This is a genomic window from Desulforamulus ruminis DSM 2154, from assembly GCF_000215085.1.
Taxonomy (GTDB): domain Bacteria; phylum Bacillota; class Desulfotomaculia; order Desulfotomaculales; family Desulfotomaculaceae; genus Desulfotomaculum; species Desulfotomaculum ruminis.
In genome coordinates this window covers 1,542,450-1,564,399 of sequence record NC_015589.1, presented here as the reverse complement: position 1 = coordinate 1,564,399, position 21,950 = coordinate 1,542,450, and the positions used below count along the sequence as shown (strand labels likewise).

Genomic DNA, 21,950 nt, shown 5'->3' with positions numbered 1-21,950 from the left:
GAATCTATTTAAAACATAAAATAAAAAGGAACCGTTGTTTACACGGTCCCTTGATGGCTTCCCTTTTCCGGTCTGCACTTCCGGCAAAATCCAAAGACATTCAGCTGAAGGGTCTCCACCTTAAATTTGTATCTCATGTTCAACTCGGGTTCCAGGCCCTTCAATAAGTCTCTGCTGAATTCAACCACGTTGCCACAGCGGATACAGATTAAGTGATGATGCTGCTGACCGCCGGAACCGGGATCGCAAAGCTCATACCGTTTTCTTCCGTCACCAAAATCCATACTTTGTACCACATCATTCAGCAGAAAAAGCTCCAGAGTCCGGTATACCGTGGCCAGTCCCACATAAGGCGCTTTTTGGTTTGCCAGGCCGTGCACTTCCTCAACACTCAGATGTTTGCCCCTGTTTTCCAGCAGTACCGTTAAAATATGTTTCCTGCGGTTGGTCAGTTTCCATTGACCGTTTTTTAAACGATCCTCCACAAGGGAAATAACATTTTCCACACTTCATCACCCCGGAAATCGATGCCCCGCCTCAACAAAATTGATCGTCTCCCTGTCTCTTGGAGCGCTTCAAGGCTGCAATAGCTCCTTCCGGGCAGGCTTTTTCACAGGCACCGCAGCCAACACACAGATCCGGTTCAATCAAGCGAATGTGCTTATGAAACAAGAAATCAACTTTTCCGATGACTCCCCTGGGGCAAGCCCTGATGCATTTCCAACAGGCCCGGCAAAGCCGGGTGTTGATTATAATATATTCCGTTGCCTTCACTCTTGCTCCACGCAAGCGTCCTCTCATATTTTGTACCCACTCCGATCCCAATTCGCCTCCATTGAGTCTTACCAATCCAAACGAAGCTCTGCGTTCAATTTTACATCGTTCACTGCGGCCTCTTCTTGCTGTTTCCCCTCAGCAATCAACACAACCTTTTCCATATCTTTATTTTGATTAACCAATATGGTCAACTTCACCGCGGAGGGCTCGAAGCCGGAGAATTCTTTGGACGCTTGCTGGAAATCACGGCTGTGGTGCATTTTATGATGCTGCATTTTCCTCTGGATCAAATTTTTCATATCTCCAGGGATCTGATCGAAATTCAAGGATAAAACAATCTTTTTATCGTCCTGCTCTTCCAGTTCCATGCTGTTTAATACGTTCAGGAAAAAAGCCAACCTGGAGAGTTTTCCTTTAAACCGCCCGCCGCCGACTGCACCGTCGCCATCACAAAAGGGTCCATGGTGACTTCCATGGCTATGGCCGTGACGCATAGGATGCCAAAAGCCATGATGCCGGTGCCCGTGGCAATCCTGCAGATCAAACTCGGTGCTGCTTTCGTGCTTTATTTTCTTTCCTTGACAATCCAATTCCAGTTGCACTTTTGCCTTGGTTCGGCCATTCAACTGGCTCTTTTCAAATTCATTGTTAAACACCAGTATCTTATCCTGGTTCCTACTTCCCTCCACTGCCAGAACGCCTCGGAAAGACTCCTTTTCTTTTAATGTGCTAACCACATCGTATAAAAATTTAACCTTGTTCATGATAACGACCTCCTTGTTATTGATGAAGTCATTATAAGAAAAGGTTATAAACAGCTATTAAAACCATTTTAAAATTTTTATAAAAAAATATAAAATATTTATAAATCGTCTAAAAGGATTGGGAATTGTTATGTTCCCAAAGAATTTTTGTATTAATCATTAAAGAAATATTGCATGCTGCTCTTCTTTAATTCTCTGGTACTAACTAAAATCAGATAATCATTTACTTGCACACTGTCTGACATGGTTTTAATTACACTGTAAAGCCCTCTGCCGGTTTGTGCATGAATCATGGTGTATAGGTTATAGGGCCAGTGGGCCTGTACTTTTCGCTGGTAACAGTGGGAAACAGCCGGTTGCCGGGCCAGTTTTTGGCCCACTTCTTCAATGCTTTCCGGCGGCACCCGCCAAACAACCAAGGCATTGACCAGATAGCCTACCCTTTGATGGCTTAGGACCGGACTAATACGTTTTAGGTAACCCTTCTTTTTAAAATCATTCACTTTGGCCAACACTTCGGCTTCGTTTAGGTCAAATTGGCTTGCCAGTTCTGCGAAAGGGCGGGGTACCAGGGGTAAGCCGGACTGCAGGTGCCGGATTAGCTTTTTCTCCAAATCGGTCATCCTGATCCACCTCACTTATTTTAAAATGAACCATCAATTTAAAAAACCTTTCTGCAGGCAAATTCAACACATCGCTGATACCACTCTCAGCACTGATTTCCCCTACTATTTTTTCTACTTTATCCGGTGTCTCTGCCAGTACGGTAAACCACATGTTATACCCATGGTCACGCAGGTAATTGTGAGTAATACCGGGGTAGCGGTTGACCACCTGGGCTACTTCTTCAATACGGTGGGCGGGTACTTTAAGGGCACACAATGTTCCCTTATAACCCAATTTCCTAGAATCAAAGACGCCTCCAAACCGGCGGATAATACCGACATCCAGCATTCTCTGTAATCTCTCAAGGACTTCTGCTTCGGAAATATGGAGTTGCCGTCCAATCTCCTTATAAGGTTCTATTATAAGGGGAAACTGATTCTGTATCAGATTCAGCAATTGTTTATCACAGGCATCTAAACTCATTACCTCACCCCATTTTTTCTTGAACTCTAACCTTATTGACCATTATAGATTTAAATATAACTGTGGTTGCCGGGCAGCAAGTAAGACACTCCGTATAAAGTAAAAAGCACTACCAGAAAGCCCACAACCGCCACAATCGCCGATTTTCTTCCTCGCCAGCCGCGGGTTTTCCGGGCATGCAGATAGCTTGCGTAAATAAGCCAGGTGATGAGTGCCCAGGTTTCTTTGGGATCCCAACTCCACCAACTGCCCCAGACTTCCTCAGCCCATACCGCCCCGGTTATTAAAACCAGGGTCATGAAAGGAAATCCCACTGCTACCGACCTATGCAGAATATCATCCAGCCTGTCAAGGGAAGGGAGTGAAATATAAAGTTTCTTTTGGGGATATCTCTCTTTTAGTAAGTAGATGATTCCCAGACAGCAGGAAACTCCAAAGGCGCCATAAGCAATTATGGCCGCTAAAACATGGAACGCCAGCCAGGCGCTTTGTAAGGCCGGAATCAGAGGCATCGCCTCCGAAGGCAACAGCGCACTGTAAGATAGAATCATCAATTCCAGTAATAAAACCAGCAAAGTCAATAACCTTGATGATACAGTCCCTCGTATCACCATGAAAAACAGCAGGATCCCCCAGGCAAAAAGCAAAGTAAATTCGTACATATTGGCAAAGGGCGGCCTTCCCGCCACCAGGCTCCTGGCGATCAAGGACAAGGTTAAAAAAATAAAGGCTGCCGTTATAAGCCACCCCGGCATTAATCTATTGCTTTTATTCGGCCTGTAGACAGAGGTTAGACTTAAAAAAAAGGCTATTAGCAGCAAGATATAGGCTGTACCGGTAAGATTTGTCTCCATTATGGCTTCTCCCCCCGCCGCTTGTTTTTGTACGGTACCAGGTAGCGTACAGCAAGGCCCCCTAACAACAGGGCAAAACCACTAAAAACCACGGCTGTACCCTTATCCCGTTTCACCTCTAGTCCCGTGAAATACCGGTAACTATAAAAAGTAACCGGATAGCCCCGGAGTTCTTTGGTCTCTCCTGGAGCCAAGTCCCGGGCAGCCAGGATCTCTTTGCCTTTAACCAAGGCGCAGACCAGTTTGGGATTACGAAGCATGGGCGTTTTGCTCTGCAGCGTTTTACCCTGCTCGTCAAAGTCAGGAATAAACAGGATTTTTAAATGAAGCTTTTGTTTTGCATCCAGAAGAATTTCCTTGCCGTTAGCCAACTCAAAGGATACCGCTTTACCGGCTACCTCTACCTGGCCATGAATTAAATAACCATAACTTTGCTGATAGATCTTTATTCCATCCCTTGTAAAAGGATGGTTAACACTGATTTGTCCCTGTACTTTTTTGCCTGCTTCGGTGGTTAGGGAGAATTTACTCTGGTATTGCTTTGGTTCATGGTTTTCGTAAAAGTCAATTTTGAAATCTGTTACCTTCAGCTTTATATTAGGGAAGTTTCTATCCGCAAGTTGAACCGAGTCGCCTACGCCCAGTTCAATGTAACTTTTGTTACCCGTTAAACCGGAAATGAGCGACCCGGTAAAAATCACTAAAATACTTAGGTGTAAAATGACTGAGCCGAATTGCTTGTAATCGGTCATCTTTTTCATTCTCTGTACTGAGCAAAATAGCACATTGATACATAAAAAGAGCCCTAGACCGATGAACCACCACGAACTGTAAACCTTATTCAAGGACAACATCAAGATGATTGATCCCAGAAATTTACCCTGATGTTTCACGTAGTAAGCCGGTTCCTGCCCCTGTGATATGAAACTGCCAATGGAGGCTAGGGCAGCTAGCAAGAGTAAAAGAAAAAGTCCCGTCTTCATCGAGAAAAGAAACCTAAAAAATTCATTTTCCCCGGGGTTGCTGTCATTACCGCTTTTAAACATAGGCTCACTCCGTAATGGATTCCTTGGTATTCATCCAAATGCTTTAATCTGTTTTTCGAATCATCTATGTCTCTATGGATGATTCATTTAGGCCGGCAGGTCCTTCTGCCTGATCACCTCTTGATAAATCACATCCAAACCGGGCTCTTCCACTTTAAAATCTGTAAAGCGAATACCCTTTGCCAGCAAGCCCTCCAGTACTTTTCCCTTCTCATGTAAATTACAGGTAACAATCAACCGGTTTTGCTCTCCTTTCACACAATGCAGTCCGCTGTCTAAAAGCAGCCTTAAACCGTGAGCGGCAAGCTGCTCTGCTAATTCCACCTGCAGGGTAACTTTTAAATGGTATTGATCCTGCAATTGCCGGATGGTACCGGCAGCAACCATTTGACCCCGACATAGAATTGCCACCCGGTGAGCCAATTCCTCAACGTCATCCAGGTTATGAGAGGAAAAGAGAACGGTGGTTCCCGACCGGTTCCAATCACGGATCATCTTTTTCAGCCACCAGACACCCGAGGGATCCAGCCCGGTAGTAGGTTCGTCCAAAATTAATAATTGAGGGCGGTGAATAATGGCCTGGGCCAGACCTAAACGCTGCTGCATGCCTTTTGAGTAGGTTCCTACCCTTTTATGCATGGCTTCTTTCAGGCCAACCTCTTCCAGCACTTCTTCGCACCGTTCTTTGCCTAAACCCTTTATTTGGGCATAAAACTGCAGGGTTTCCCAGGCCGTTAAATTATCGTAAAAATTCATGCGTTCCGGCAGATAACCAACCTTTCTTTTAATCTTTAATAAATTCTGCTCATAGGTACAGCCGTCGATCACCAATTCACCGGCATCGGGACTGACCAAACCCAAAATCATTTTAATCAGGGTGGACTTGCCGGCGCCATTATGACCTAATAAAGTAAAGATTTCTCCCCTGGGGATCTGAAAAGAAATTCCATTGACCGCTGAAAAATTCCCATAGCTTTTATTGATGGAGCGAACTTCCAAAATATTATTTTCAGTACTCATATTTCCTCACCTAATAATCCTGTTTTCTATTGAACACTACTATCGACAACAGCACAGGTACAAAAATCCACAACAGGAGAGCAATGATTAGTAAAATTTCACCGGTTCCTTTGGACAAGGTACGGGTTAATGCTGCCAAGGTCGGCCCAAAGGTGGCCTCCCCGCCCAACTGCAGGATGACCAAAACCCGTACCATATCGGCGGGGTTTAATAATAACAGCGTCAGCAGCAGCGGTACCACCACAGTCACTTCCTGCAGGGAAGCCACGCCAATAGCCAGAAAATCATAAACCAGGATCATCATAAACCAGACCAAAATGGCCAGTCCCAAAGCCTGGGATCTCCTAGGGGAAAGAACAGAGATAAGAACTGCCAAACCTAAAAATACTAGTGCCAATACCACAGAAAGCAAAACAAATACCAAGTAGTCCCCCACATTTAAAAGCCCTGTTTTCCAGGTCATCAGCAGACCAGCCCCGCCAAAACCCGCAAAAATAGCTGTCATAAGGGATAAGGAAAGGCCGAGAAATTTTCCGGTAATAACCTCACTTTTATGAATGGGCTGGGTCAGCAGCACGTGCAGGGACCCACTTTCCTTCTCTCCGGCCACAGTGGATGCGCCCATTACCAACGAGATCAACGGCAGCAGATAAAGCACCAGGTTCAATAAACTGGCAGTCACCCGGTTAAAACCCTGATAACCGCCTAATCCCAACCCCGACATGCCGAAAAAAGAAATCAGTAGAGCCAGGCTGCCGAATACGGCTGCAAAGATCGTTAACCAGCGGCTGCGAATGGATTCCAGCATTTCTTTTTTAGCCACCGCCAACACATTGCCCAGACTAAAGCGGGTGGTTTGGATCCCTTTTTCCAGCTGACTCACCGTTCTTCTCCCTCTGTCTGCCGGTCAGTATCCGGTTGATGGGTTTTAGGCTTCGGCTGATGGGCTGCCTTGACTTCCTCCCAGGAGAGCAGTTTTCCGTCAATGCGATCTGCCAATTGCTGCGCCTCTGCTTTTTTAGACAGAGCTGCGATTCCCGAGGACATGGGGGTGTCCAATCGTCCTTTGACAAAATAGGCTTTATCGACCTTTAGCCATTCCTGCGTCTGATAATCCGTGACATAGACGGCCTTAAGGTTTTTCTCTGTATCGCTGTTTTTTTTCAAGTAAGAAATCATACAGCCTATGTCGTCAAAATTAAACACCTGCCCTTGGCTGTCAATGAATTGACCCGCAAAATGCAGGTCCACAATGCTCATTTTACAAGCATGACAAATATCCAGAGAGGGATCGATGGGATGGGCGGCAACATCCACTTCCTTTTCCGAACAGCCGGCTAAAACCAGACATAGTCCAAAGAACAATATCATTTTTTTCAACATGCTTATTCACTCCTTGAAATCCAATACCAGTACCTGCGATGTAAACCAAAGGCCCAGCTGAAAATGGCCAGAGCGATCAAAAACATTAAGAGAGAGCACCATCCCAACCAATGATTGCCTATGGGTTTTTTCTGGTAGGCAAAATCCAATGGCTCCATCCGGGCTGGTTTCGACAAAGGATAGCGATCCTCTACCTTTGGTATATCAATGACCGGAAACATCCTCTCGGAAAACTCCAGGGCCGTAGCGGCAGGACTGTTAAGGAACAAGCGAACTGCCGGGGATTTTGCCATGAGATAAGTAAAGGGATCGCCGGTTTTGTGCGGAATATCCCCGATACCGTCCCGGTCCAGGTCAAATCCCCGGTAATCATGCCAGTAGTTGCCCTTACCCTGGGCATAGAACCGGTTGCCGTCCCCTACCCGTCCGGTTATCATGGCCACCTGCTGGAGATTATCCATGAAATTGTTCTCCACAAATAAATTGTCGGAAGAACTGGAGATTAAATCCAGTGCCACATCGTTGCGATCCAGCAGGTTGCCCCGGAAGACGTTATGCAGGGATGTGTCAAAGAACAGCCCCCTGGTATTGTCCACCATTAAGTTGCCCTGGGCCACACTGTGGTCGCAAGTGGCAAATAAAATGCCGTAGGCCCTGTGACCCCTGCTGTGAGCAAAAACGTTATTTTTTAAAACAATGCCTTTGGAAAACATCAGCGCCGCTCCGGCCACATTATCGGTCAGCAAGTTTTGCTCAAAGTAATTCTCGTCGGAGTACATGTAGTGAATGCCATACCGGACAAAGGAAATTTTGTTGCCGATTAAACGATTGCCCTGGGCATAGTTAAAATAAATACCATCCCGGGTTTGGGTAATGACATTGTGATTAATTTTATTTCCGGAAGCCGCAAACAGATGGATGCCATCCCCCGTCTCACCGGCGAAACCCGCATGTAGGCCGGCCAACGGCTCCTCCGTTTCATCCTCCTGGGCGGCTGCTTTCTTCTGCCTTCCCTTAATCTCGTTATGGGTGATAATGTTGTCCGTTGCCCGGTCTAAATAGAGTCCAAAAAGATTATTTACCAGACGGCAGCCTTCAATGGTTACTCTCTGAACCGATTTTAACTTGATACCCGCGTCCGCCTGCTCCAATTGCTTGCCGCTGCCGGTGATGGTAAAGCCTTTAATCGTAACACCGTTGGCCAGAACGGTCAGCACATCTCCGTTTCCATTCCCGTTAAGGACCGGATGATCCACGCCAATCAAAGAGACCGCCTTTTTTATTACAAGCCCTCCCCGGTAATGGCCGGGATGGACTTGAATGGTATCCCCGTCTTTGGCTTCCTCCAGAACCTGCTGGAGGGTGCCCACCGGTTCCCCGGGTTTGACCTCGACGGTAACGGCGGCCACCGGGCCGGCTCTCCCCAAAGTTAGCAGGAGGATTGTGAAGAAGCAGAGGAGGATTTTTCGTCCCACTGTCTGAACCTCCAAAGACTGATAAACATAAGCAATATTGCGATTCCCAGTAAATAGCCGCCCAGGCCAAACCCTGTATAGGTCATAAAATTAGCCAGCTTATTGGTTCCAATAACCGGCGGTACAAAGGGAGGGATTTTAATGGGCGCATTAGGGTCCAGGTCGGTGCCAAACTTGTGCAGCCAGTGGAACATACGATAAAGTCCCAGGGCACCGCCAAAGGAAGCCGCAACGGTGGTAAAAATAGCCAGTCCGTTGTGCCGTAACCATGCGGTGAGTGCTGCTAGAAAAGCTACGCTGCCAACCACCCAGGGAATTATTTTCAGTTCGGGAAAATTTGCCTCATTAATTTCCTTCATCCCGATATAATGGTTAAGATTATTTAAAATGTCGATTCTGCCGCCAATCTTGTGGGCATAAACACTCATATTCAGTCCTTCCGGATACTGGGGTGCCACCAAATCCATGGACCACCAAGGGAAGAACAAAGATACTCCAAGTAAAACAGCAGCCAACAAATACAAGATTCTACCCGTATTGTTAAGCCTGCCATATAAAAATTTTATCACCATCATTCTCCTCTCCCTTGCAGGGCGGGTAAAAATAGCCGGGAGGGATCTGCGGAAAATACCGCAGGTTCCCGTCCCAAGATCATCATTGTTTGGGCTTTACCAGCAGGAAGCCCTGCATTTCCTGGTGAAGAGCCGAACAGAAGTTGGTGCAGTAATAAGGGAATACCCCCGGTTTTTTGGCAATAAACTCGATCTTTCCGGTTTCCCCGGGCTGAGATTCCAGGTTGAGGTCGTAGAACATGATACCCAAACCGTGGGTGATATCCTCATCCAGGTCGGTGTTGGTGTAGTAAATGGTAACGTGATCACCCTCGTTCACTTCAATCTGGTCGGGGTAATACCGACTGCGGTAACCCATCATATATACGGTTACTTTGTTGCCGCTGCGAACCACCCGGGCATCCTCTTTCTTATAAACAACCCCTTCCCGTTTCTCATCCTTGGGATAAACTTCAATGGTTTTAATCTTATCCGCCTTGATCATTTGGGCGTAATGGGGTTCCGGGTCAACCGGGTTATCGTAGAGAATCTTCATCTTTTGGGATGTCAGGTCCACCAACTGCATGGATTCCGGATGGGAAGGACCCACAGACAGGAATTTGTCCTTGGCCAGTTTGTTCAAAGAGACCAGGTATTTACCATCCGGAGAAACGGTATCCCCTTCGGCAGCGGACAGGTGACCGGGAGAGTAGTGAACGGTCACTTTGTCCTTCACTTTAAAATCCTTCAGGGACCATTTGGCTACAGCACTTTCTACAAATAATGTGGTGTAGGCGTTTCCTTCATTGTCAAACTGCGTATGCAGGGGTCCCAGACCCACTTCTATTTCCGCCACCCGTACATGCTCATAATTCACAATGGGTAAACCCCGCTCCTCACCTTTTAAGTCCTTATTCTTAACGGCTTCCATAAATTTTTCAAAACTAAATACGGTAACGGTGGGAGAAAGTTTGCCATTGCCAATAAAATATTTTCCATCGGGAGAAACATCCACGCCATGGGGACTCTTGGCACAGGGCACCAGGTAGATGGAGCCGGGCACCTCACGGGGATCAATCACCTTGGCCCCGCCGATTTCTTTATACTTGCCTTCTTTGGCCGCCTGCTCCAGCAGCTTCCAGTTGAGGGCTACGATGTAGTCCCGCTCCCGCTGGGAGGCGTTGACTTCCAGTAAGGTAGATGCTTCTTCGGTGTTATAGGTAGTTAAAAAGGCCCACCCGTCACTTACTTTTTTACCGGCGTCAGACAGGTCATAGGACCAGGGCGGCAGCAGCAATTCCCATCCCACGCTCATATGCCCGTTCTTGGGATCAATGGCCACCGCTGCCAGCAGACCCATATATTCTTCCTTAAATTTGTCCAACGGAGCATACTTGCCATAGGGAATGGGACCGGCAAAACGGGAAGCCATCATAAAGTACTCACTGTTGGGAGTAATAAAAGCCGAACCGTGGGGGCCGTAAATATTGGGAATAGGCCCCAGGATTTGTTCGGTGGTAAAGGTTTTCAGGTCAATTCTGGCCAGGCGGCTGTTGGCATTGTCATTAATAAACAGCCAGCGACCGTCATAATCCCCTGCGGTTTCACTAAGGGCCGGGTGATGAGCGTCGCCCCAGGTGTACTCACCCAGCATTTTTTTACTTTCTTCGGTCCAGCCGTAACCTACGGCAGACTCTTTGGAAAAGACGGGAATCGTCCGAAGCCGCCGCATGGAAGGCACACCGTAAACAAACACGTTGCCGGAGTGCCCGCCGGAAGCAAAGAGATAATACTCATCCAGTTTACCCGGTGGCACGTAGGTCTTTAAAGCGGCTTCCACCACTTCTTCCGAAACACCGTCTTTGGCAGCGGTCGCCCCCAAAGTGGTAGTGGCGCCTCCGTCACCTGTGGCAGAGCCAAAACGTGCCGACAAAAATACCGCCATCACTATACCCACCACCAAACCGGTGATGGCCAGAGCAATTTTTTTATAATTGTCTTTTTCCATATATCCGCGATCCTCCCACTTGCCAAGCAGCTGTTGTATCCTTTAACCTTTGTCCATTCCCTGCGTTACAGGGTGGAACCCGGATCCTCCTGCTGGTCAGCTGCTTTTGTCAATAACTCAACAATCTGTTCTTTTTCCTTGTCCGTAACATTCTTAGTAGGCAGTACCTCAGCCATGACTCCTTCCGGCTGCTGTAAAAATTCCGACAAGGGTTTGCCATACTTGTTCGGTACATTCTTAAAAGCACCGGAGAGGTCCGGCCCGGTGGCTCCACCGACTACCTTTAGCGCCGAAATGGTATGACACTGAATACAGCCCCGGGTTGAAAAGATTTCGGTGTCCATCTTGGAAGCATCCGTTGCAGACGGCTCTTTGGCCGCTGTCTGCTGAACCTCGGAACCGGCTGAGGCTTGGTCCGCCGTTTTTAGCCCGGCGTTATAAACCAGCGCCGGCTGCCGGTCCACTTCCGGCGCATATTTTGGTGCGGCAGCCACAATACCCGTCAATCCGGTGAGATAACCCAACCCTACAAAGGTAAGAAATAGCAGTACCCCTCCTTTGACTTTTGCCTTCATCCCTTATCCCTCCTTACAAGTCCTGGTACAGCCCTTCTACCAGGGCATTCGCGCCACAATGGTTAAGCCAACCATGCCGCCCAGCATCAGCAGGGTCGCGACCATCACTTTAGGCCGTTTGGCCGGATGGTAATCCGGACTCCTGTCTAACCAGGGCAGCAGGAAGATGGCAGCAAATACCAGTCCGGGAATGAGCAATCCCACCAACCGCGGAACCAGCCTCAAAAGGCCGAACAACCATAGAAAATACCACTCCGGTAAAATGTGAGAGGGTGTCAGCACCGGGTTTGCCGGTGGTCCTAACTCAGGCTTATGCACACCGGCCAAAACCAGGACCAACCCTAGATAAGCAAAGGCCAGCGCCATTTCCGATAAAAAGTGATGAGGAAAGAAGGGTATAACCCCTTTTTTCTGCTGTTCCATCCCTTCACCCCCTTATAATCCACCGGAAATTCCCTGTTTCCGGACCATAATAAAATGAATTACCAGGAAAACAATGGTTACTACCGGCAAGACTGCAATATGTAAAGCATAAAATCTTGTCAGTGTGTAGCCGCTCACTTTACTGCCCGCCTGGGCCAGGTTGAGAAGCGTGTCTCCCACCACAGGAACAGAACCCATAATCTGCGTACCGATGACGGCAGCCCAGTAGCCCACCTGATCCCATATCAGCAGATAACCGGTAAAGCAGAAACCTAAAGTAAGCAGCAGCAGCGTGACACCGACGACCCAATTAAACTGTCTTGGCCGTTTATAGGATCCGGTATAAATAACCCGCAGCATATGCAGAATGACTAAAACAACCATTAAATTAGAACAAATACGGTGGACCGAACGGACAACCGCTCCCAGTGCCACCTCATCCGTAATGAATTTTACGCTCTCATAGGCCGCTTCCGGAGTGGGTTTGTAATAGACGGCCAGCAGGATCCCTGTAAGGACCTGTATCACAAAGGTCAAAAAGGTGAGTCCTCCAAAGCAATAGTAAAATTTTCTGGCATATTCAGGTACAGGGTGGGCTGCCACTTCCTGCAGCATTGTTTTAACATCGACATCCCGGCTTGGTGTACTCACCGCTTATACCACCTCCCGCTGAACCATAACCACATCTTTATCCACCCAGGCCTTCAGGCGGTTTAAGGGTGCCGGCGGCGGACCGCTAACAACGTTCCCCCCGGCATCATATATCCCGCCGTGACAGGGGCAATGGAACTGTTTTTTCTGTTCATCCCAGGAAACGATACAACCCAAATGGGTGCATACCCTGGAAAAGGCCTTATATTCCCGGCCTGATTTAAATAAAATAGCCGGATATCCATCATAGATAAATTCTATGGGTTTTTCTTGAATATCCTTAACATTGGCCACTCCCATACGGGGGGGGAGCGGTTTTAAAGAAAGTGGCGGAGAAAGTACACCGGCGCTAAGGGCCAGAGGGGTGACAACCCCTACTGCCAGCGGAAAAGTAAACAGGTAACTTAAAAACTTCCGCCGGGAAAGATATTTTTTAGTGGGCTCCATCCTCATCACCTCTTTCTCCAAAATCCAGAGCCACCGACCTCCAGGCACAGATGGCCAGCGAAGCGCTGAAACACAGCAAACCGCTCAAAATGGCCACCCAGTCCCAATTCGCTGCAGCCCAGCTCCTTCCGAGCATAAACAACAAACTTAGGGAGGCCCAGGAAGTCAGACCCAAAACCGTTATTCCAGCAAAAAATCCTTTGTCTTCGACAGCAGTGTCCATGGCCCAGGCCTCCTGTAAACTGCCGGTTTTTTCGTCTTTAGACCTTATAAACCCTAGGAAATTCATCTTTTTCGCCATCACCCCTTATTTCTTATCCCTGGGATAGGTCGTTTGCAGATGTTGTTCGATCTCTTTGGCCTGATCCTCGCTCAGGAGGGCCCCAAAGCTTTTCATCAAGGTAATAATTTCGCCCCAACTCTTATCCCCCTGGTAATCTCTGATCCTGTCGGTTGAGTGGCAGGTGTTGCAGACGGAGGCAAAGGCCTGTGCCCCGGGGGTATCCGCACTGGCCTCCTGGGCTTGCGGAATGGGAACGGCATAAGGGGAAACAAACATAAGTCCCATGATCATTCCTACAAGCATCATGGTTCCGGCAAGTGTTTTCTTTAAAACCATTGTTCACCCCCCATTTAACTTTATTTTTACTTTTATAAGCCTATTGGATTTACTATCGCAAAACCTGTGCCATCTCAAAAGGGGCTTGAACAGGTCCCTTTCGGCATGATCATACCCCACAACCGGGACATTTCCGTCCCGGTTGTGGGGTATATGTGTCCCATCTCCACCCCGCCGCATATCCTCAACAATCCGCATCATTCATTAAAAGAAGCCTTGGCATTGCTCTTGCAGTATAAAGACCGGGGGTTACCAATGGATAAAAAACATACCTGCTTAGGAGGAATTTTGATGCGGCTTAAAAAGTTTAACCCTTTTGTTCTTTTGTTCATGGTGGTAGGCGTTCTTGCTCTAACTGGCTGCAGTCAGGAACCTTCCCCACCCGCCCGGGACAACAACCCGGCGTCCAGTCAAGCAAGCCAAAGACATAGCATGGTTTACGACATTCAGCGCATCCTTGAGTTGGACCCCGTAAAAATAAGAATTGTCAATGTCGGCGTGGTAAGGTTTGATGAATCCAGAGCAAAAGAAAAGGGCCAAATCGCGCTGGGGCTGGAAATTGCCAATACCGGTGACCAGGAGGTCCGTTATTTTCCGGAACAAATAACCATCAGTAATTCTTCCGGAAAAATCCTGCTGCCTGATGTAACGATTTCTGAGGAAATGAGTGGTACTTATCCTCCACAGAGAGTGATGCGGGGCTTTATCATTTTCCCCTTGGGAGAAAAAACTCCCGAAGAATTCAACCATCTAACTATAAAATTTCCCGCTGCTGTAGATCAGGCCAATCAACCCCTTGGAAACGGGTTAAAGATTGACCTTGACCTAAAAAAAGTGGAGACTGCCGGTTAGCAGTCTCTACTTAAAAAACGGGTAGCATGATTTTATGAATCATGATATTTCAGTTTGTGCTTTGCCAGTAATCGATGAATGGTTTTCCGGTCCACGCCGCATTCCCGGGCAGCCTCCGAGATGTTTCCTCCGTGCTTCTCCAGCAGCCCCTGAAGGTATTTCACTTCAAAGGTTTCAATCCATTCGGACTTGGCCTGGTGAAAAGGCATCTCCAGATTCGGGGCGGACTGGAAGAGGCTACCCCTTTTTCCATTCAACCGTTCAGGTAAATCTCCGTCCATAATTTCCTTTGTTTCACACAAAGCCACTGCTCGTTCGATAATGTTTTTCAGTTCTCGGACATTTCCCGGCCAGTTGTACCGCTGAAGAAGTTCTATAGCAGCCGGTGCAATGGAGCCAATGGGTTTGCCTGCCCGTTCGGAAAAATACTGTAGGAAATGGAGGGACAACAAAGGAATATCCTGTGCCCGTTCCCGTAAAGCCGGCAGATAAATGGTGAGGACGTTCAGGCGATAGTAAAGATCCTCCCGGAATTCACCCTTTACAATGGCCTCTTCAAGGTCCCGGTTGGTAGCCGCCAGAATCCTTATATCAACCTGAACTTCCTTCGTCCCTCCCACCCGCCGGAAGGAGTGCAGTTCCAAAGCCCTCAACAGTTTTGCCTGCAGTTCCCTGCTCATCTCCCCCACCTCATCCAGAAACAGGGTTCCCCGGTCCGCCACCTCCATTAAACCGGCTTTGCTGGTATGGGCGCCGGTAAAGGCACCCCTTTCATGCCCGAAAAGTTCACTCTCCAGAAGATTATTGGGCAATGAAGCACAGTTTACGGCCACAAAGGGGCCGTGTTTCCTCCTGCTGTTGGCATGGATGCTGCGGGCGATTAATTCTTTTCCGGTGCCGCTTTCCCCCAGGATAAGAATGTTGGTATTGCTGGCGGATATTTTACGGATGGTTTCAACAACCGGCTGCATCCCGCCGCCGGCCCCGATAATGTTATCAAAATTGTACTTCTCCTCCAACTGGGAACGTAAAATTTGGTTCTCTGCCTTCAAGTTTAATTTTTCTTCCGCCCGCCGGACGGTTACCTCCAGTTGATCGAAGGTAAAGGGCTTGGGCAGATAATCGAAAGCCCCTTCTTTAATGGCATTAACAGCGGACTCAACGGTTGCAAAGCCGGTTATAATAATAACCAGGGAGTCCGGCAGCATTTTCCGGGTGGTTTTGAGCACCTCAAGGCCATCCAGTTTGGGCATTACCAAGTCGCAAAGAATGATTTCAGGCTGCACCTCGGCCAGGGATTCCGCCACCCGGGTACTGTCGTTTAAGGTGGCACATTCATAACCCAGCCGCCGCAGCAGTCTGCTGGAGGTTTCCAGCATATCGTCTTCATCATCAATGATTAAAATCCGTCTTTTTCCTGACATCGTTTAGATCCCCTTCATCACTCAGCGGTAGCTTGATTGAAAAAGTTGTCCCAACTCCTTCTACACTTTCTGCTTCAATACGCCCGCCGTGTTCCTGTACAATGCTGTAACTAATGGATAACCCCAGCCCGGTCCCTTTACCCGCCTCTTTGGTGGTAAAAAAAGGATCAAATATTTTATCCATGTGCCGGGCTGAAATACCGCTTCCCCTGTCACATATATCAATTACCAATTCTTTTTTTTCGGTATTGACGGTAGTGATAATTTTAATAACGCCGCCCTTCGGCATGGCATCCCGAGCGTTAGTCAATAGATTGACCAAAACCTGATGCAGTTGTTCCTGATTGCCTTTGATGGGAGGCAAATCCCCCAACTGCACGGTAAAACATATATTTTTACGGGAGAACTGCTGCTCCAGCCAATCCACCGTTTCTAAAATTAATTCATTGATTCGAACAGGGACCACCTGCTGCAGTGACTGCCTGGAGAAAACCAACAGTCCATGGGTAATTTTGGCAATGCGGTTGACGTGTTTTTTTATAATCGCCAGATCCCTGCGCAGTGTCTCCGGCAGTGGGTTTTCCTCCGCCTCTAATTCCAGGCATTCCAGGCGTGAAAGAATATTTCCCGTAGGGTTGTTGATTTCATGGGCAAAATTGGCCGCCAGATGTCCGGCCGCGGCTAAACGCTCGGAAAGAATCAATTGGTGCTGTGCTGCTTTTAATTGACGGATGGTATTTTTCAAGTTCTGATTTAAAATTTCATTGTCCCTGTTCGCCTTTTCCAGCATCTCTTTTTCCTGTTCCAACCGGTTGAATAATCTGGCCCGCTGAATGGTGGCCGTAGTTTGATTGGTAATCGCCAGTAATAATTCCAACTGCTCCCTTTCCAGCTCGATCCTTGTGCAGCTTTTAAGTGAAAGGGTGCCAAATACCTGAAAACCGGAAACCAATGGAACACAAATATGTGACTGATGCTGGTCCGTATGCTTGCAAACCCCGCAGTTTTCCCTTTGGGAATCATAAACAATCACCGGCAACTGTTCCTTAATGGCCCTGCAGTTTTCTCTTATGTCTGAATGATGATAGCTTATATTATCTTCAAAACCGTTCCCTGTCTGATTCAGACTGAGTTCCGCACAGTCCAGGTGGAAATAAGCTTTGTACGGTTGAAAAAGCCCCTCCATTTCCTTCCCGACGGTCCGCAGCACCTCCTGTAAATTCAAGGGCAGGTAGCCGGTTATATTATTAATTTTAATTAGGGCTGCCATTTGAGCTTTTTTAGTTTGGGGCAACGCTCTCACCCCTTCCCTTGGAACGGCAACGAAAGAACGTCCATCATGGCCTCTAAATTCTCCTGCTTACTGTTGAGCGGCAGTTCACAGCCGGTGCCCAAAATATATCCGGGCCGTGCCTGGGCCAGTTGGAGCAAATCCAGACATTCTCTTCTTATTTCCCCGGGACCGCGTTCCACAAAGTCAAAAGGTCTGATGTTTCCTTGTATCACCAAGCGGGGCAGCAAAGAAAAGGCTCTCTCCATAGATACTTCATAGTCCAGGGTAACCAGATCTGCGCCGGTATCAGGATATAACTTGAAAAAACCATCGGTTCTCCCGGTAATAGCCAACCAACAGGCCAGAGCCCCGGCCCTCCGGCAGCCTTTAAAAATCCCCCTGAGCAAAGGAAATGAGAAGTTCCGGAAGATACCCGGTGTGATAATACTTTGAGAGGATACAGGGTCCATGATCATGATAACCTGCGCTCCTGCCGTTAACAGGGCCAGGGCAAAGTTTTGGGACAATATGGACACATTATGTAAAAGTTTTTGAATTTTATCAGGATCATCCACCAGTAAAAGCAGCAGTTTCTCCAGGCCCAGAACCTGAGCCGCGATGGTGAACGGTCCGGCAATGACACCCACCACCGGCACGCTGCCGTCAACCTCCTGCCGCAACTTCCCTGCTGCACTGAGCAGCTTGGGTATCCTGCCGTGGCTGACAGGATCGGGGAGGGGCTTCGCCAGCAGTTCATCCGGGTTTTTCAAATCGTACCGGGGGTCCGGATAAGGGTAATCCCCGTCCGGAAACACAAGGGGTATTCCCAGGCTCTCTATTTCTACCGCGTTGCCGCCATAAACATAGACTGCATCGTATCCAAAAAGCCGCTGAGCCAAAAGCTGGGAAGATACCAAAGCCTCTGTGTCCGAAATCGCATCTTTTATTTCAATCTCTGCGATATTGGCTGCATAGCCAAAAACCAAAGGCAGGCAGCAACAGCGGTCTGTTGGCTGCCACCGGAGAGTTTCGGTGAACCTTTCCAGAGAATTCATTTTCATCTTTTTGCTTCATCCTCTTCTTTTAAGTACCCTAACAGATGAAAAACATTCTGGGCCACAAAATCCACATTCAACTGTTCGGGTTCCGCCTGACGCAAAGCAGCACCGCCGGCCAGCACCTTTACATCCGACATGCCCTCCTGCACAGCTAGATGCTTTACTTCTTTTACATAGGGTATGGTGGTGGTTATCAGACTGCTGATACCAATGTATCGCGCCTGTTCTGCGGCTGCTGTTTCTATAAATTTTGCCGGTTCCACATCTTTACCCAAATCAATGACTCGGTAGCCCGCTACTTTTAACATCATGCTGACAATATTTTTTCCCAAATCATGCATATCTCCCTTAATGGTACCTATAACAAAAACAGGCTGCTCTTTGCCCATGGCCAGAGTTGAAAAACAAACATGCTTACTGACAACCTGCTCCATTACATCCATCATAGCCCGTCCAGCCAGCAATATTTCCAATAAACTAAATTGGTCGTTGCCGCATTTATCGCTAAGTGATTCAAGGGCCTTGGTCAGTCCCTCCTCCACTACGGTTTCCAGATCAAGCCCATGGTCCAGAAGCCGCCGGGCTAAGGCCACAGCCTCCAAGTTATTGCCCTCTGTGATTGCGACTACTAACTCCCTTGTGTTGGGAATCTTTTCCGTCAAGTCTCCTGGGCCCCCCCTTCTGCAAGTTTTGCCCGGAAGTGGATTTAATTTTTTCTATAGGATAAGGAAATTAGCTACTTGGAATTTGAAACTAAATTCTTGATATTTATCCTTCTTCCTCCTTCGAAAATCCCCTGATTTTAGAGACATTAAGACTTTGCATAAACGCCATACCTTTCGGCACACCGATACAGAGCAATCACCTTGGCCGGGGGGACATCATCCCCCAGGCAGCCGCAACTGGTAGAAAAAATGAACCCGCCCCCCGGTGCCGCCACCTTCATCAGCTTTTTTACTTCCGTTGTAATTTCCTGTTCAGTGGCCTTTACTAAAAAGCCCAGATCCATATTGCCCATAAGGCAGAGGTCCGACCCGTAGACTTTTTTAACCCGTGCTATATCCATACCGGCAGTGGACTCTAAAGCATGAAGGCCGGTAAATCCGGCTGTAATCAAATCCGGCAGCAGACTGTTAATGTTGCCGTCCGAATGAAAAAAGACAGGTACTTTCTCACTTTTTAATGCGCTGACCTGGTATTTCCATAAAGGAACAAAAATGTCCCGCAATAGCGGATATTGAACGAAAAGACCGTCGGTATAGGCAACGTCATCGGCCAGCAGTATTCCGTGAGCGCCGCTTCTTAGGCAGCGCCGGGCGGTTTCCAGGTTCCTCTCAGCCTGTTTAGCAGCCAGTTCTTTCATCCTTCCATCCCGGCGATCCAGCCTCAGGAGGAAATCGACAATGCCCACCTGCCGTGCCGCCCCCTGGAATGGACCGTCAATGACCGCAAATATAAAAAAATCCGTTTCTGTCCGCCAGCAGCGGAAACGGTGATCATCCGGCCCGGAGCCATTCACGTCGGCGTCTGTCCCCAAAGCCACCAGATCCATCCCTAAAAACTCCCTTACGGCGGCTTCCTCCTCCCATCCCAGGGCACCTTTTTTGCCTAGAATACCGGCAATCAGTCCCTTGGATAGGTGCCATTCCCCTTTGGGTACCTTGTCTACCCCCCTGCGGCCAATGGCATGATAAACCCTTTCCGCTTTTGTCATTCTGCATTCCTCAGCGGCGGCAAGGTGAGAGAGGAAAAATAGACCTCCTGGAAAGAAGACATGGTGCTTAGTTCCAGATGTTCTATGACGGCAGCAATTTTCTCCGCCCGCCGCCGCTCGGCCAGAGAAACTAAAACGGCCTGTGACCCGGCACCGGCTGCATTGCCCACCTGACGAAAGAGTTCCTGGGATAAATTGGGGAACATGCCAACAACCATGGCACTGGTCACTTTGAGCTGAGTACCAAAGGCCCCTGCCACCACCACCTCTTGTATATCTTTGCAAGTAAGATCAACCGCTTGCAACATGAGCCGGATTCCTGTGGCAATAGCAGCCTTGGCCAGCATGATCTCTTCGATATCCTGCTGAGTGATCACTAATTCTTTTCCTGTGCCGCTTTTTGATGCCGGTACCAATGTATATTGCAGCCCCATTTCGGACAGCCGCACCCGGGGATGACTGCGGTTCAACCGACCCTGCCGGGTGATTACGCCTGTACGGTATAATTCGGCTACCGCATCCAATATTCCGGAACCGCAAATACCCAGCGGGGCCGTATCCCCCACTGTTTCCAACTGGGCTTCAAGGCCATCCCGGCCCAGGCGTACAGATCGAATCGCTCCCCGGACGGCCTGTACCCCATGCCGGATATGAGTTCCTTCAAAGGCCGGGCCGGAAGCGCAGGAGCAAGATCGCATTCGCCCGCCGTAACATAGAACAATTTCTGTATTGGTACCTATATCCAACCCCAGCGACACCTTATCGGTCCGATCAAGCTGACTCCCTAAAATCATTGCCACATGGTCTCCTCCGACAAAACCCGCAACCGGCGGAAGGACATACACGTAAGCTCCGGGACTAATAACAAGTCCGATTTCCCTCGCCTTTATCTCCACAGAGGTCGTCACCACAGGCAGGTAAGGGGCCCGGGAAAGCTGATCAACCGGCAGTCTCAGGAACAGGTGGTGCATCGCTGTGTTGCCGGCAACCACGGCCTCGACAATATCTTTTACCCCTAATCCCGCCTGGCCTGCTAGATTCGCTGCCAGGTGATTGATGCTATCAATCACGTCCCGGTTGAGTCGGCGGTATTTGGCCTCACTCTCCAGTGCGTAGGAGAGGCGAGACATTAGATCATATCCGTAGACCCTTTGGGGATTGACGATAGTCCCGCCGGCCAGAACAACTCCTGATTCTAAATTGATCAGATAGCCTGCAATTTTTGTGGTTCCCAGGTCCACTGCCAACCCAACCGGCGGAGATGGCGAACTGCCAAAAAAGCAGTTTATAATTTCACGCTCCCGAACGGTAACCACGGCTTCTTTTGTTAATTTTACAGGGCATTTTTCTCTATACAATTCCGGATCAATTTTTAGCCGCCCCAAATCATACTGCGTTGCTAAACAATTCTTTATTTCTTGCCAGGCAAGCTGCGAACATGGCCAAGAACCCTTTTCCAGTTCAATTGTGTAGCTTGCCACGGGTGGATTGGGTTGCACTGCAAGGATCAGCCCCTGGATTTCCAAGAACTGTACTTCGCCGGCTGCTTGAGGGGATATTTCAACCTCCCCGGGTCCCCAAACCCTAGCCTGGCAGGCCAAACGATAGCCCTGGGCCAGTTCCTCCGGTAAAAGTGACTTTATTTCTGCTTTTGTTCGCTGAGAGAAATGATCCCCTGTTACTTTCACCCGGCAACAGCCGCAAAGGCCCTGCCCTCCGCAAGGAGATGCTAGGTTGACAGCACTTAATCCGAATTCCCGGGCAACATCCAGTATGGTTTTGCCGGCTTCAATTTGAATTATGCAATCCGCCGGTTTGAAACCAACGGCAATTTTTTTCACCCCGGTCCCTCCGATCCGCCAAATGTTTTATTGGATGATAAAATTTATCCCTTGCATTGTACCAAAGTTTCACCAGTCACACCGCACATTCCTCCACAAACGGATT

The 21,950-nt window shown here is 48.4% G+C and carries 26 protein-coding genes and 1 pseudogene; 1 reads left to right on the top strand and 26 read right to left on the bottom strand.

Annotated elements, in window-relative coordinates; translation table 11 throughout:
- Nucleotides 1-38: 38 nt before the first annotated feature.
- The 20 genes and pseudogenes from DESRU_RS07835 to DESRU_RS07745 all read right to left on the bottom strand — a co-directional run bounded on the left by DESRU_RS07835 (nucleotide 39) and on the right by DESRU_RS07745 (nucleotide 13,682).
- Nucleotides 39-506, bottom strand: coding sequence for a Fur family transcriptional regulator (locus DESRU_RS07835; protein ID WP_013841572.1), 468 nt, complete (start codon nucleotides 504-506; stop codon nucleotides 39-41).
- Nucleotides 507-537: 31 nt separating this feature from the next.
- On the bottom strand, nucleotides 538-801 hold the full coding sequence (locus tag DESRU_RS07830; RefSeq protein WP_041275673.1) for a DUF362 domain-containing protein: 264 nt from the start codon (nucleotides 799-801) through the stop codon (nucleotides 538-540).
- Between the two features lie 41 nt (nucleotides 802-842).
- A complete protein-coding gene (locus DESRU_RS07825) occupies nucleotides 843-1,541 on the bottom strand; it encodes a hypothetical protein (protein ID WP_013841570.1) in 699 nt (232 codons plus the stop codon).
- 152 nt (nucleotides 1,542-1,693) lie between these two features.
- Nucleotides 1,694-2,164, bottom strand: coding sequence for a siroheme decarboxylase subunit beta (gene ahbB / locus DESRU_RS07820; protein ID WP_013841569.1), 471 nt, complete (start codon nucleotides 2,162-2,164; stop codon nucleotides 1,694-1,696).
- Nucleotides 2,073-2,630: a siroheme decarboxylase subunit alpha gene (ahbA, locus tag DESRU_RS07815; protein ID WP_081461989.1), complete on the bottom strand. Its 558-nt coding sequence runs from the start codon at nucleotides 2,628-2,630 to the stop codon at nucleotides 2,073-2,075. Before ahbA ends, ahbB begins: the two co-directional genes overlap by 92 nt.
- A 50-nt stretch (nucleotides 2,631-2,680) precedes the next feature.
- Nucleotides 2,681-3,484: a c-type cytochrome biogenesis protein CcsB gene (gene ccsB / locus DESRU_RS07810; protein ID WP_013841568.1), complete on the bottom strand. Its 804-nt coding sequence runs from the start codon at nucleotides 3,482-3,484 to the stop codon at nucleotides 2,681-2,683.
- Nucleotides 3,484-4,245, bottom strand: a complete 762-nt coding sequence (locus DESRU_RS07805; protein WP_238446390.1) for a cytochrome c biogenesis ResB family protein — start codon at nucleotides 4,243-4,245, stop codon at nucleotides 3,484-3,486. The genes ccsB and DESRU_RS07805 overlap by 1 nt, the downstream gene beginning before the upstream one ends.
- Nucleotides 4,246-4,467 (bottom strand): annotated as a pseudogene (locus tag DESRU_RS21750) (cytochrome c biogenesis ResB family protein); the annotation flags it as partial.
- A 150-nt stretch (nucleotides 4,468-4,617) separates the two neighbouring features.
- The gene (locus tag DESRU_RS07800) at nucleotides 4,618-5,550 is read right to left on the bottom strand and encodes an ABC transporter ATP-binding protein (RefSeq protein ID WP_013841566.1); all 933 of its coding nucleotides are present in this window, start codon (nucleotides 5,548-5,550) and stop codon (nucleotides 4,618-4,620) included.
- 10 nt (nucleotides 5,551-5,560) lie between these two features.
- Nucleotides 5,561-6,433: an ABC transporter permease gene (locus DESRU_RS07795; RefSeq protein ID WP_013841565.1), complete on the bottom strand. Its 873-nt coding sequence runs from the start codon at nucleotides 6,431-6,433 to the stop codon at nucleotides 5,561-5,563.
- Entirely contained in the window at nucleotides 6,430-6,933 is a 504-nt protein-coding gene (locus DESRU_RS07790; RefSeq protein WP_013841564.1) for a nitrous oxide reductase accessory protein NosL, read from the bottom strand. The genes DESRU_RS07795 and DESRU_RS07790 overlap by 4 nt, the downstream gene beginning before the upstream one ends.
- Nucleotides 6,934-6,935: 2 nt before the next feature.
- Nucleotides 6,936-8,408, bottom strand: coding sequence for a NosD domain-containing protein (locus DESRU_RS07785; RefSeq protein ID WP_013841563.1), 1,473 nt, complete (start codon nucleotides 8,406-8,408; stop codon nucleotides 6,936-6,938).
- Nucleotides 8,363-8,983, bottom strand: coding sequence for a hypothetical protein (locus DESRU_RS07780; protein WP_013841562.1), 621 nt, complete (start codon nucleotides 8,981-8,983; stop codon nucleotides 8,363-8,365). The genes DESRU_RS07785 and DESRU_RS07780 overlap by 46 nt, the downstream gene beginning before the upstream one ends.
- A gap of 79 nt (nucleotides 8,984-9,062) precedes the next feature.
- Nucleotides 9,063-10,967: a Sec-dependent nitrous-oxide reductase gene (gene nosZ, locus DESRU_RS07775; protein ID WP_013841561.1), complete on the bottom strand. Its 1,905-nt coding sequence runs from the start codon at nucleotides 10,965-10,967 to the stop codon at nucleotides 9,063-9,065.
- A gap of 65 nt (nucleotides 10,968-11,032) precedes the next feature.
- The gene (locus tag DESRU_RS07770) at nucleotides 11,033-11,542 is read right to left on the bottom strand and encodes a hypothetical protein (protein ID WP_013841560.1); all 510 of its coding nucleotides are present in this window, start codon (nucleotides 11,540-11,542) and stop codon (nucleotides 11,033-11,035) included.
- Nucleotides 11,543-11,578: 36 nt separating this feature from the next.
- On the bottom strand, nucleotides 11,579-11,965 hold the full coding sequence (locus DESRU_RS07765) for a cytochrome b family protein (RefSeq protein WP_013841559.1): 387 nt from the start codon (nucleotides 11,963-11,965) through the stop codon (nucleotides 11,579-11,581).
- Nucleotides 11,966-11,977: 12 nt separating this feature from the next.
- Nucleotides 11,978-12,616 carry a selenite/tellurite reduction operon b-type cytochrome ExtP gene (gene extP, locus DESRU_RS07760; protein ID WP_013841558.1) on the bottom strand — a complete coding sequence of 213 codons (639 nt, stop codon included), beginning with the start codon at nucleotides 12,614-12,616 and terminating at the stop codon, nucleotides 11,978-11,980.
- A gap of 3 nt (nucleotides 12,617-12,619) precedes the next feature.
- Entirely contained in the window at nucleotides 12,620-13,063 is a 444-nt protein-coding gene (locus DESRU_RS07755) for a QcrA and Rieske domain-containing protein (protein WP_013841557.1), read from the bottom strand.
- On the bottom strand, nucleotides 13,050-13,286 hold the full coding sequence (locus DESRU_RS07750; RefSeq protein ID WP_013841556.1) for a hypothetical protein: 237 nt from the start codon (nucleotides 13,284-13,286) through the stop codon (nucleotides 13,050-13,052). Before DESRU_RS07750 ends, DESRU_RS07755 begins: the two co-directional genes overlap by 14 nt.
- Before the next feature lie 84 nt (nucleotides 13,287-13,370).
- Nucleotides 13,371-13,682, bottom strand: a complete 312-nt coding sequence (locus DESRU_RS07745; protein WP_013841555.1) for a cytochrome c — start codon at nucleotides 13,680-13,682, stop codon at nucleotides 13,371-13,373.
- Nucleotides 13,683-13,973: 291 nt separating this feature from the next.
- Between DESRU_RS07745 and DESRU_RS19850 the strand changes: the two genes are divergently transcribed.
- Nucleotides 13,974-14,534 carry a hypothetical protein gene (locus DESRU_RS19850; RefSeq protein WP_143758757.1) on the top strand — a complete coding sequence of 187 codons (561 nt, stop codon included), beginning with the start codon at nucleotides 13,974-13,976 and terminating at the stop codon, nucleotides 14,532-14,534.
- 32 nt (nucleotides 14,535-14,566) lie between these two features.
- On the opposite strand, the gene DESRU_RS07735 is transcribed toward DESRU_RS19850, so the two are convergent.
- The 6 genes from DESRU_RS07735 to DESRU_RS07710 all read right to left on the bottom strand — a co-directional run bounded on the left by DESRU_RS07735 (nucleotide 14,567) and on the right by DESRU_RS07710 (nucleotide 21,844).
- Nucleotides 14,567-15,958 carry a sigma-54-dependent transcriptional regulator gene (locus DESRU_RS07735; RefSeq protein ID WP_013841553.1) on the bottom strand — a complete coding sequence of 464 codons (1,392 nt, stop codon included), beginning with the start codon at nucleotides 15,956-15,958 and terminating at the stop codon, nucleotides 14,567-14,569.
- On the bottom strand, nucleotides 15,927-17,228 hold the full coding sequence (locus tag DESRU_RS07730; protein WP_081462063.1) for a sensor histidine kinase: 1,302 nt from the start codon (nucleotides 17,226-17,228) through the stop codon (nucleotides 15,927-15,929). The genes DESRU_RS07735 and DESRU_RS07730 overlap by 32 nt, the downstream gene beginning before the upstream one ends.
- 29 nt (nucleotides 17,229-17,257) lie before the next feature.
- The gene (locus DESRU_RS07725) at nucleotides 17,258-18,292 is read right to left on the bottom strand and encodes a uroporphyrinogen decarboxylase family protein (protein ID WP_013841551.1); all 1,035 of its coding nucleotides are present in this window, start codon (nucleotides 18,290-18,292) and stop codon (nucleotides 17,258-17,260) included.
- Nucleotides 18,289-18,951: a cobalamin B12-binding domain-containing protein gene (locus tag DESRU_RS07720; protein ID WP_013841550.1), complete on the bottom strand. Its 663-nt coding sequence runs from the start codon at nucleotides 18,949-18,951 to the stop codon at nucleotides 18,289-18,291. The genes DESRU_RS07725 and DESRU_RS07720 overlap by 4 nt, the downstream gene beginning before the upstream one ends.
- A 149-nt stretch (nucleotides 18,952-19,100) precedes the next feature.
- Nucleotides 19,101-20,003 carry a uroporphyrinogen decarboxylase family protein gene (locus tag DESRU_RS07715; RefSeq protein WP_013841549.1) on the bottom strand — a complete coding sequence of 301 codons (903 nt, stop codon included), beginning with the start codon at nucleotides 20,001-20,003 and terminating at the stop codon, nucleotides 19,101-19,103.
- Nucleotides 20,000-21,844, bottom strand: coding sequence for an ASKHA domain-containing protein (locus DESRU_RS07710; RefSeq protein WP_013841548.1), 1,845 nt, complete (start codon nucleotides 21,842-21,844; stop codon nucleotides 20,000-20,002). The genes DESRU_RS07715 and DESRU_RS07710 overlap by 4 nt, the downstream gene beginning before the upstream one ends.
- Nucleotides 21,845-21,950: the final 106 nt, after the last annotated feature.

Coding starts and splice junctions, on each gene's coding strand:
- DESRU_RS07755 (WP_013841557.1), bottom strand. CDS start 13,063: ATGGAGCCCACTAAAAAATATCTTTCCCGGCGGAAGTTTTTAAGTTAC.
- DESRU_RS07805 (WP_238446390.1), bottom strand. CDS start 4,245: ATGAAAAAGATGACCGATTACAAGCAATTCGGCTCAGTCATTTTACAC.
- ccsB (WP_013841568.1), bottom strand. CDS start 3,484: ATGGAGACAAATCTTACCGGTACAGCCTATATCTTGCTGCTAATAGCC.
- DESRU_RS07730 (WP_081462063.1), bottom strand. CDS start 17,228: ATGGCAGCCCTAATTAAAATTAATAATATAACCGGCTACCTGCCCTTG.
- DESRU_RS07765 (WP_013841559.1), bottom strand. CDS start 11,965: ATGGAACAGCAGAAAAAAGGGGTTATACCCTTCTTTCCTCATCACTTT.
- nosZ (WP_013841561.1), bottom strand. CDS start 10,967: ATGGAAAAAGACAATTATAAAAAAATTGCTCTGGCCATCACCGGTTTG.
- DESRU_RS07830 (WP_041275673.1), bottom strand. CDS start 801: ATGAGAGGACGCTTGCGTGGAGCAAGAGTGAAGGCAACGGAATATATT.
- DESRU_RS19850 (WP_143758757.1), top strand. CDS start 13,974: ATGCGGCTTAAAAAGTTTAACCCTTTTGTTCTTTTGTTCATGGTGGTA.
- DESRU_RS07725 (WP_013841551.1), bottom strand. CDS start 18,292: ATGAAAATGAATTCTCTGGAAAGGTTCACCGAAACTCTCCGGTGGCAG.
- DESRU_RS07800 (WP_013841566.1), bottom strand. CDS start 5,550: ATGAGTACTGAAAATAATATTTTGGAAGTTCGCTCCATCAATAAAAGC.
- DESRU_RS07745 (WP_013841555.1), bottom strand. CDS start 13,682: ATGGTTTTAAAGAAAACACTTGCCGGAACCATGATGCTTGTAGGAATG.
- DESRU_RS07780 (WP_013841562.1), bottom strand. CDS start 8,983: ATGATGGTGATAAAATTTTTATATGGCAGGCTTAACAATACGGGTAGA.
- ahbA (WP_081461989.1), bottom strand. CDS start 2,630: ATGAGTTTAGATGCCTGTGATAAACAATTGCTGAATCTGATACAGAAT.
- DESRU_RS07735 (WP_013841553.1), bottom strand. CDS start 15,958: ATGTCAGGAAAAAGACGGATTTTAATCATTGATGATGAAGACGATATG.
- DESRU_RS07715 (WP_013841549.1), bottom strand. CDS start 20,003: ATGACAAAAGCGGAAAGGGTTTATCATGCCATTGGCCGCAGGGGGGTA.
- DESRU_RS07790 (WP_013841564.1), bottom strand. CDS start 6,933: ATGTTGAAAAAAATGATATTGTTCTTTGGACTATGTCTGGTTTTAGCC.
- DESRU_RS07750 (WP_013841556.1), bottom strand. CDS start 13,286: ATGGACACTGCTGTCGAAGACAAAGGATTTTTTGCTGGAATAACGGTT.
- DESRU_RS07770 (WP_013841560.1), bottom strand. CDS start 11,542: ATGAAGGCAAAAGTCAAAGGAGGGGTACTGCTATTTCTTACCTTTGTA.
- ahbB (WP_013841569.1), bottom strand. CDS start 2,164: ATGACCGATTTGGAGAAAAAGCTAATCCGGCACCTGCAGTCCGGCTTA.
- DESRU_RS07825 (WP_013841570.1), bottom strand. CDS start 1,541: ATGAACAAGGTTAAATTTTTATACGATGTGGTTAGCACATTAAAAGAA.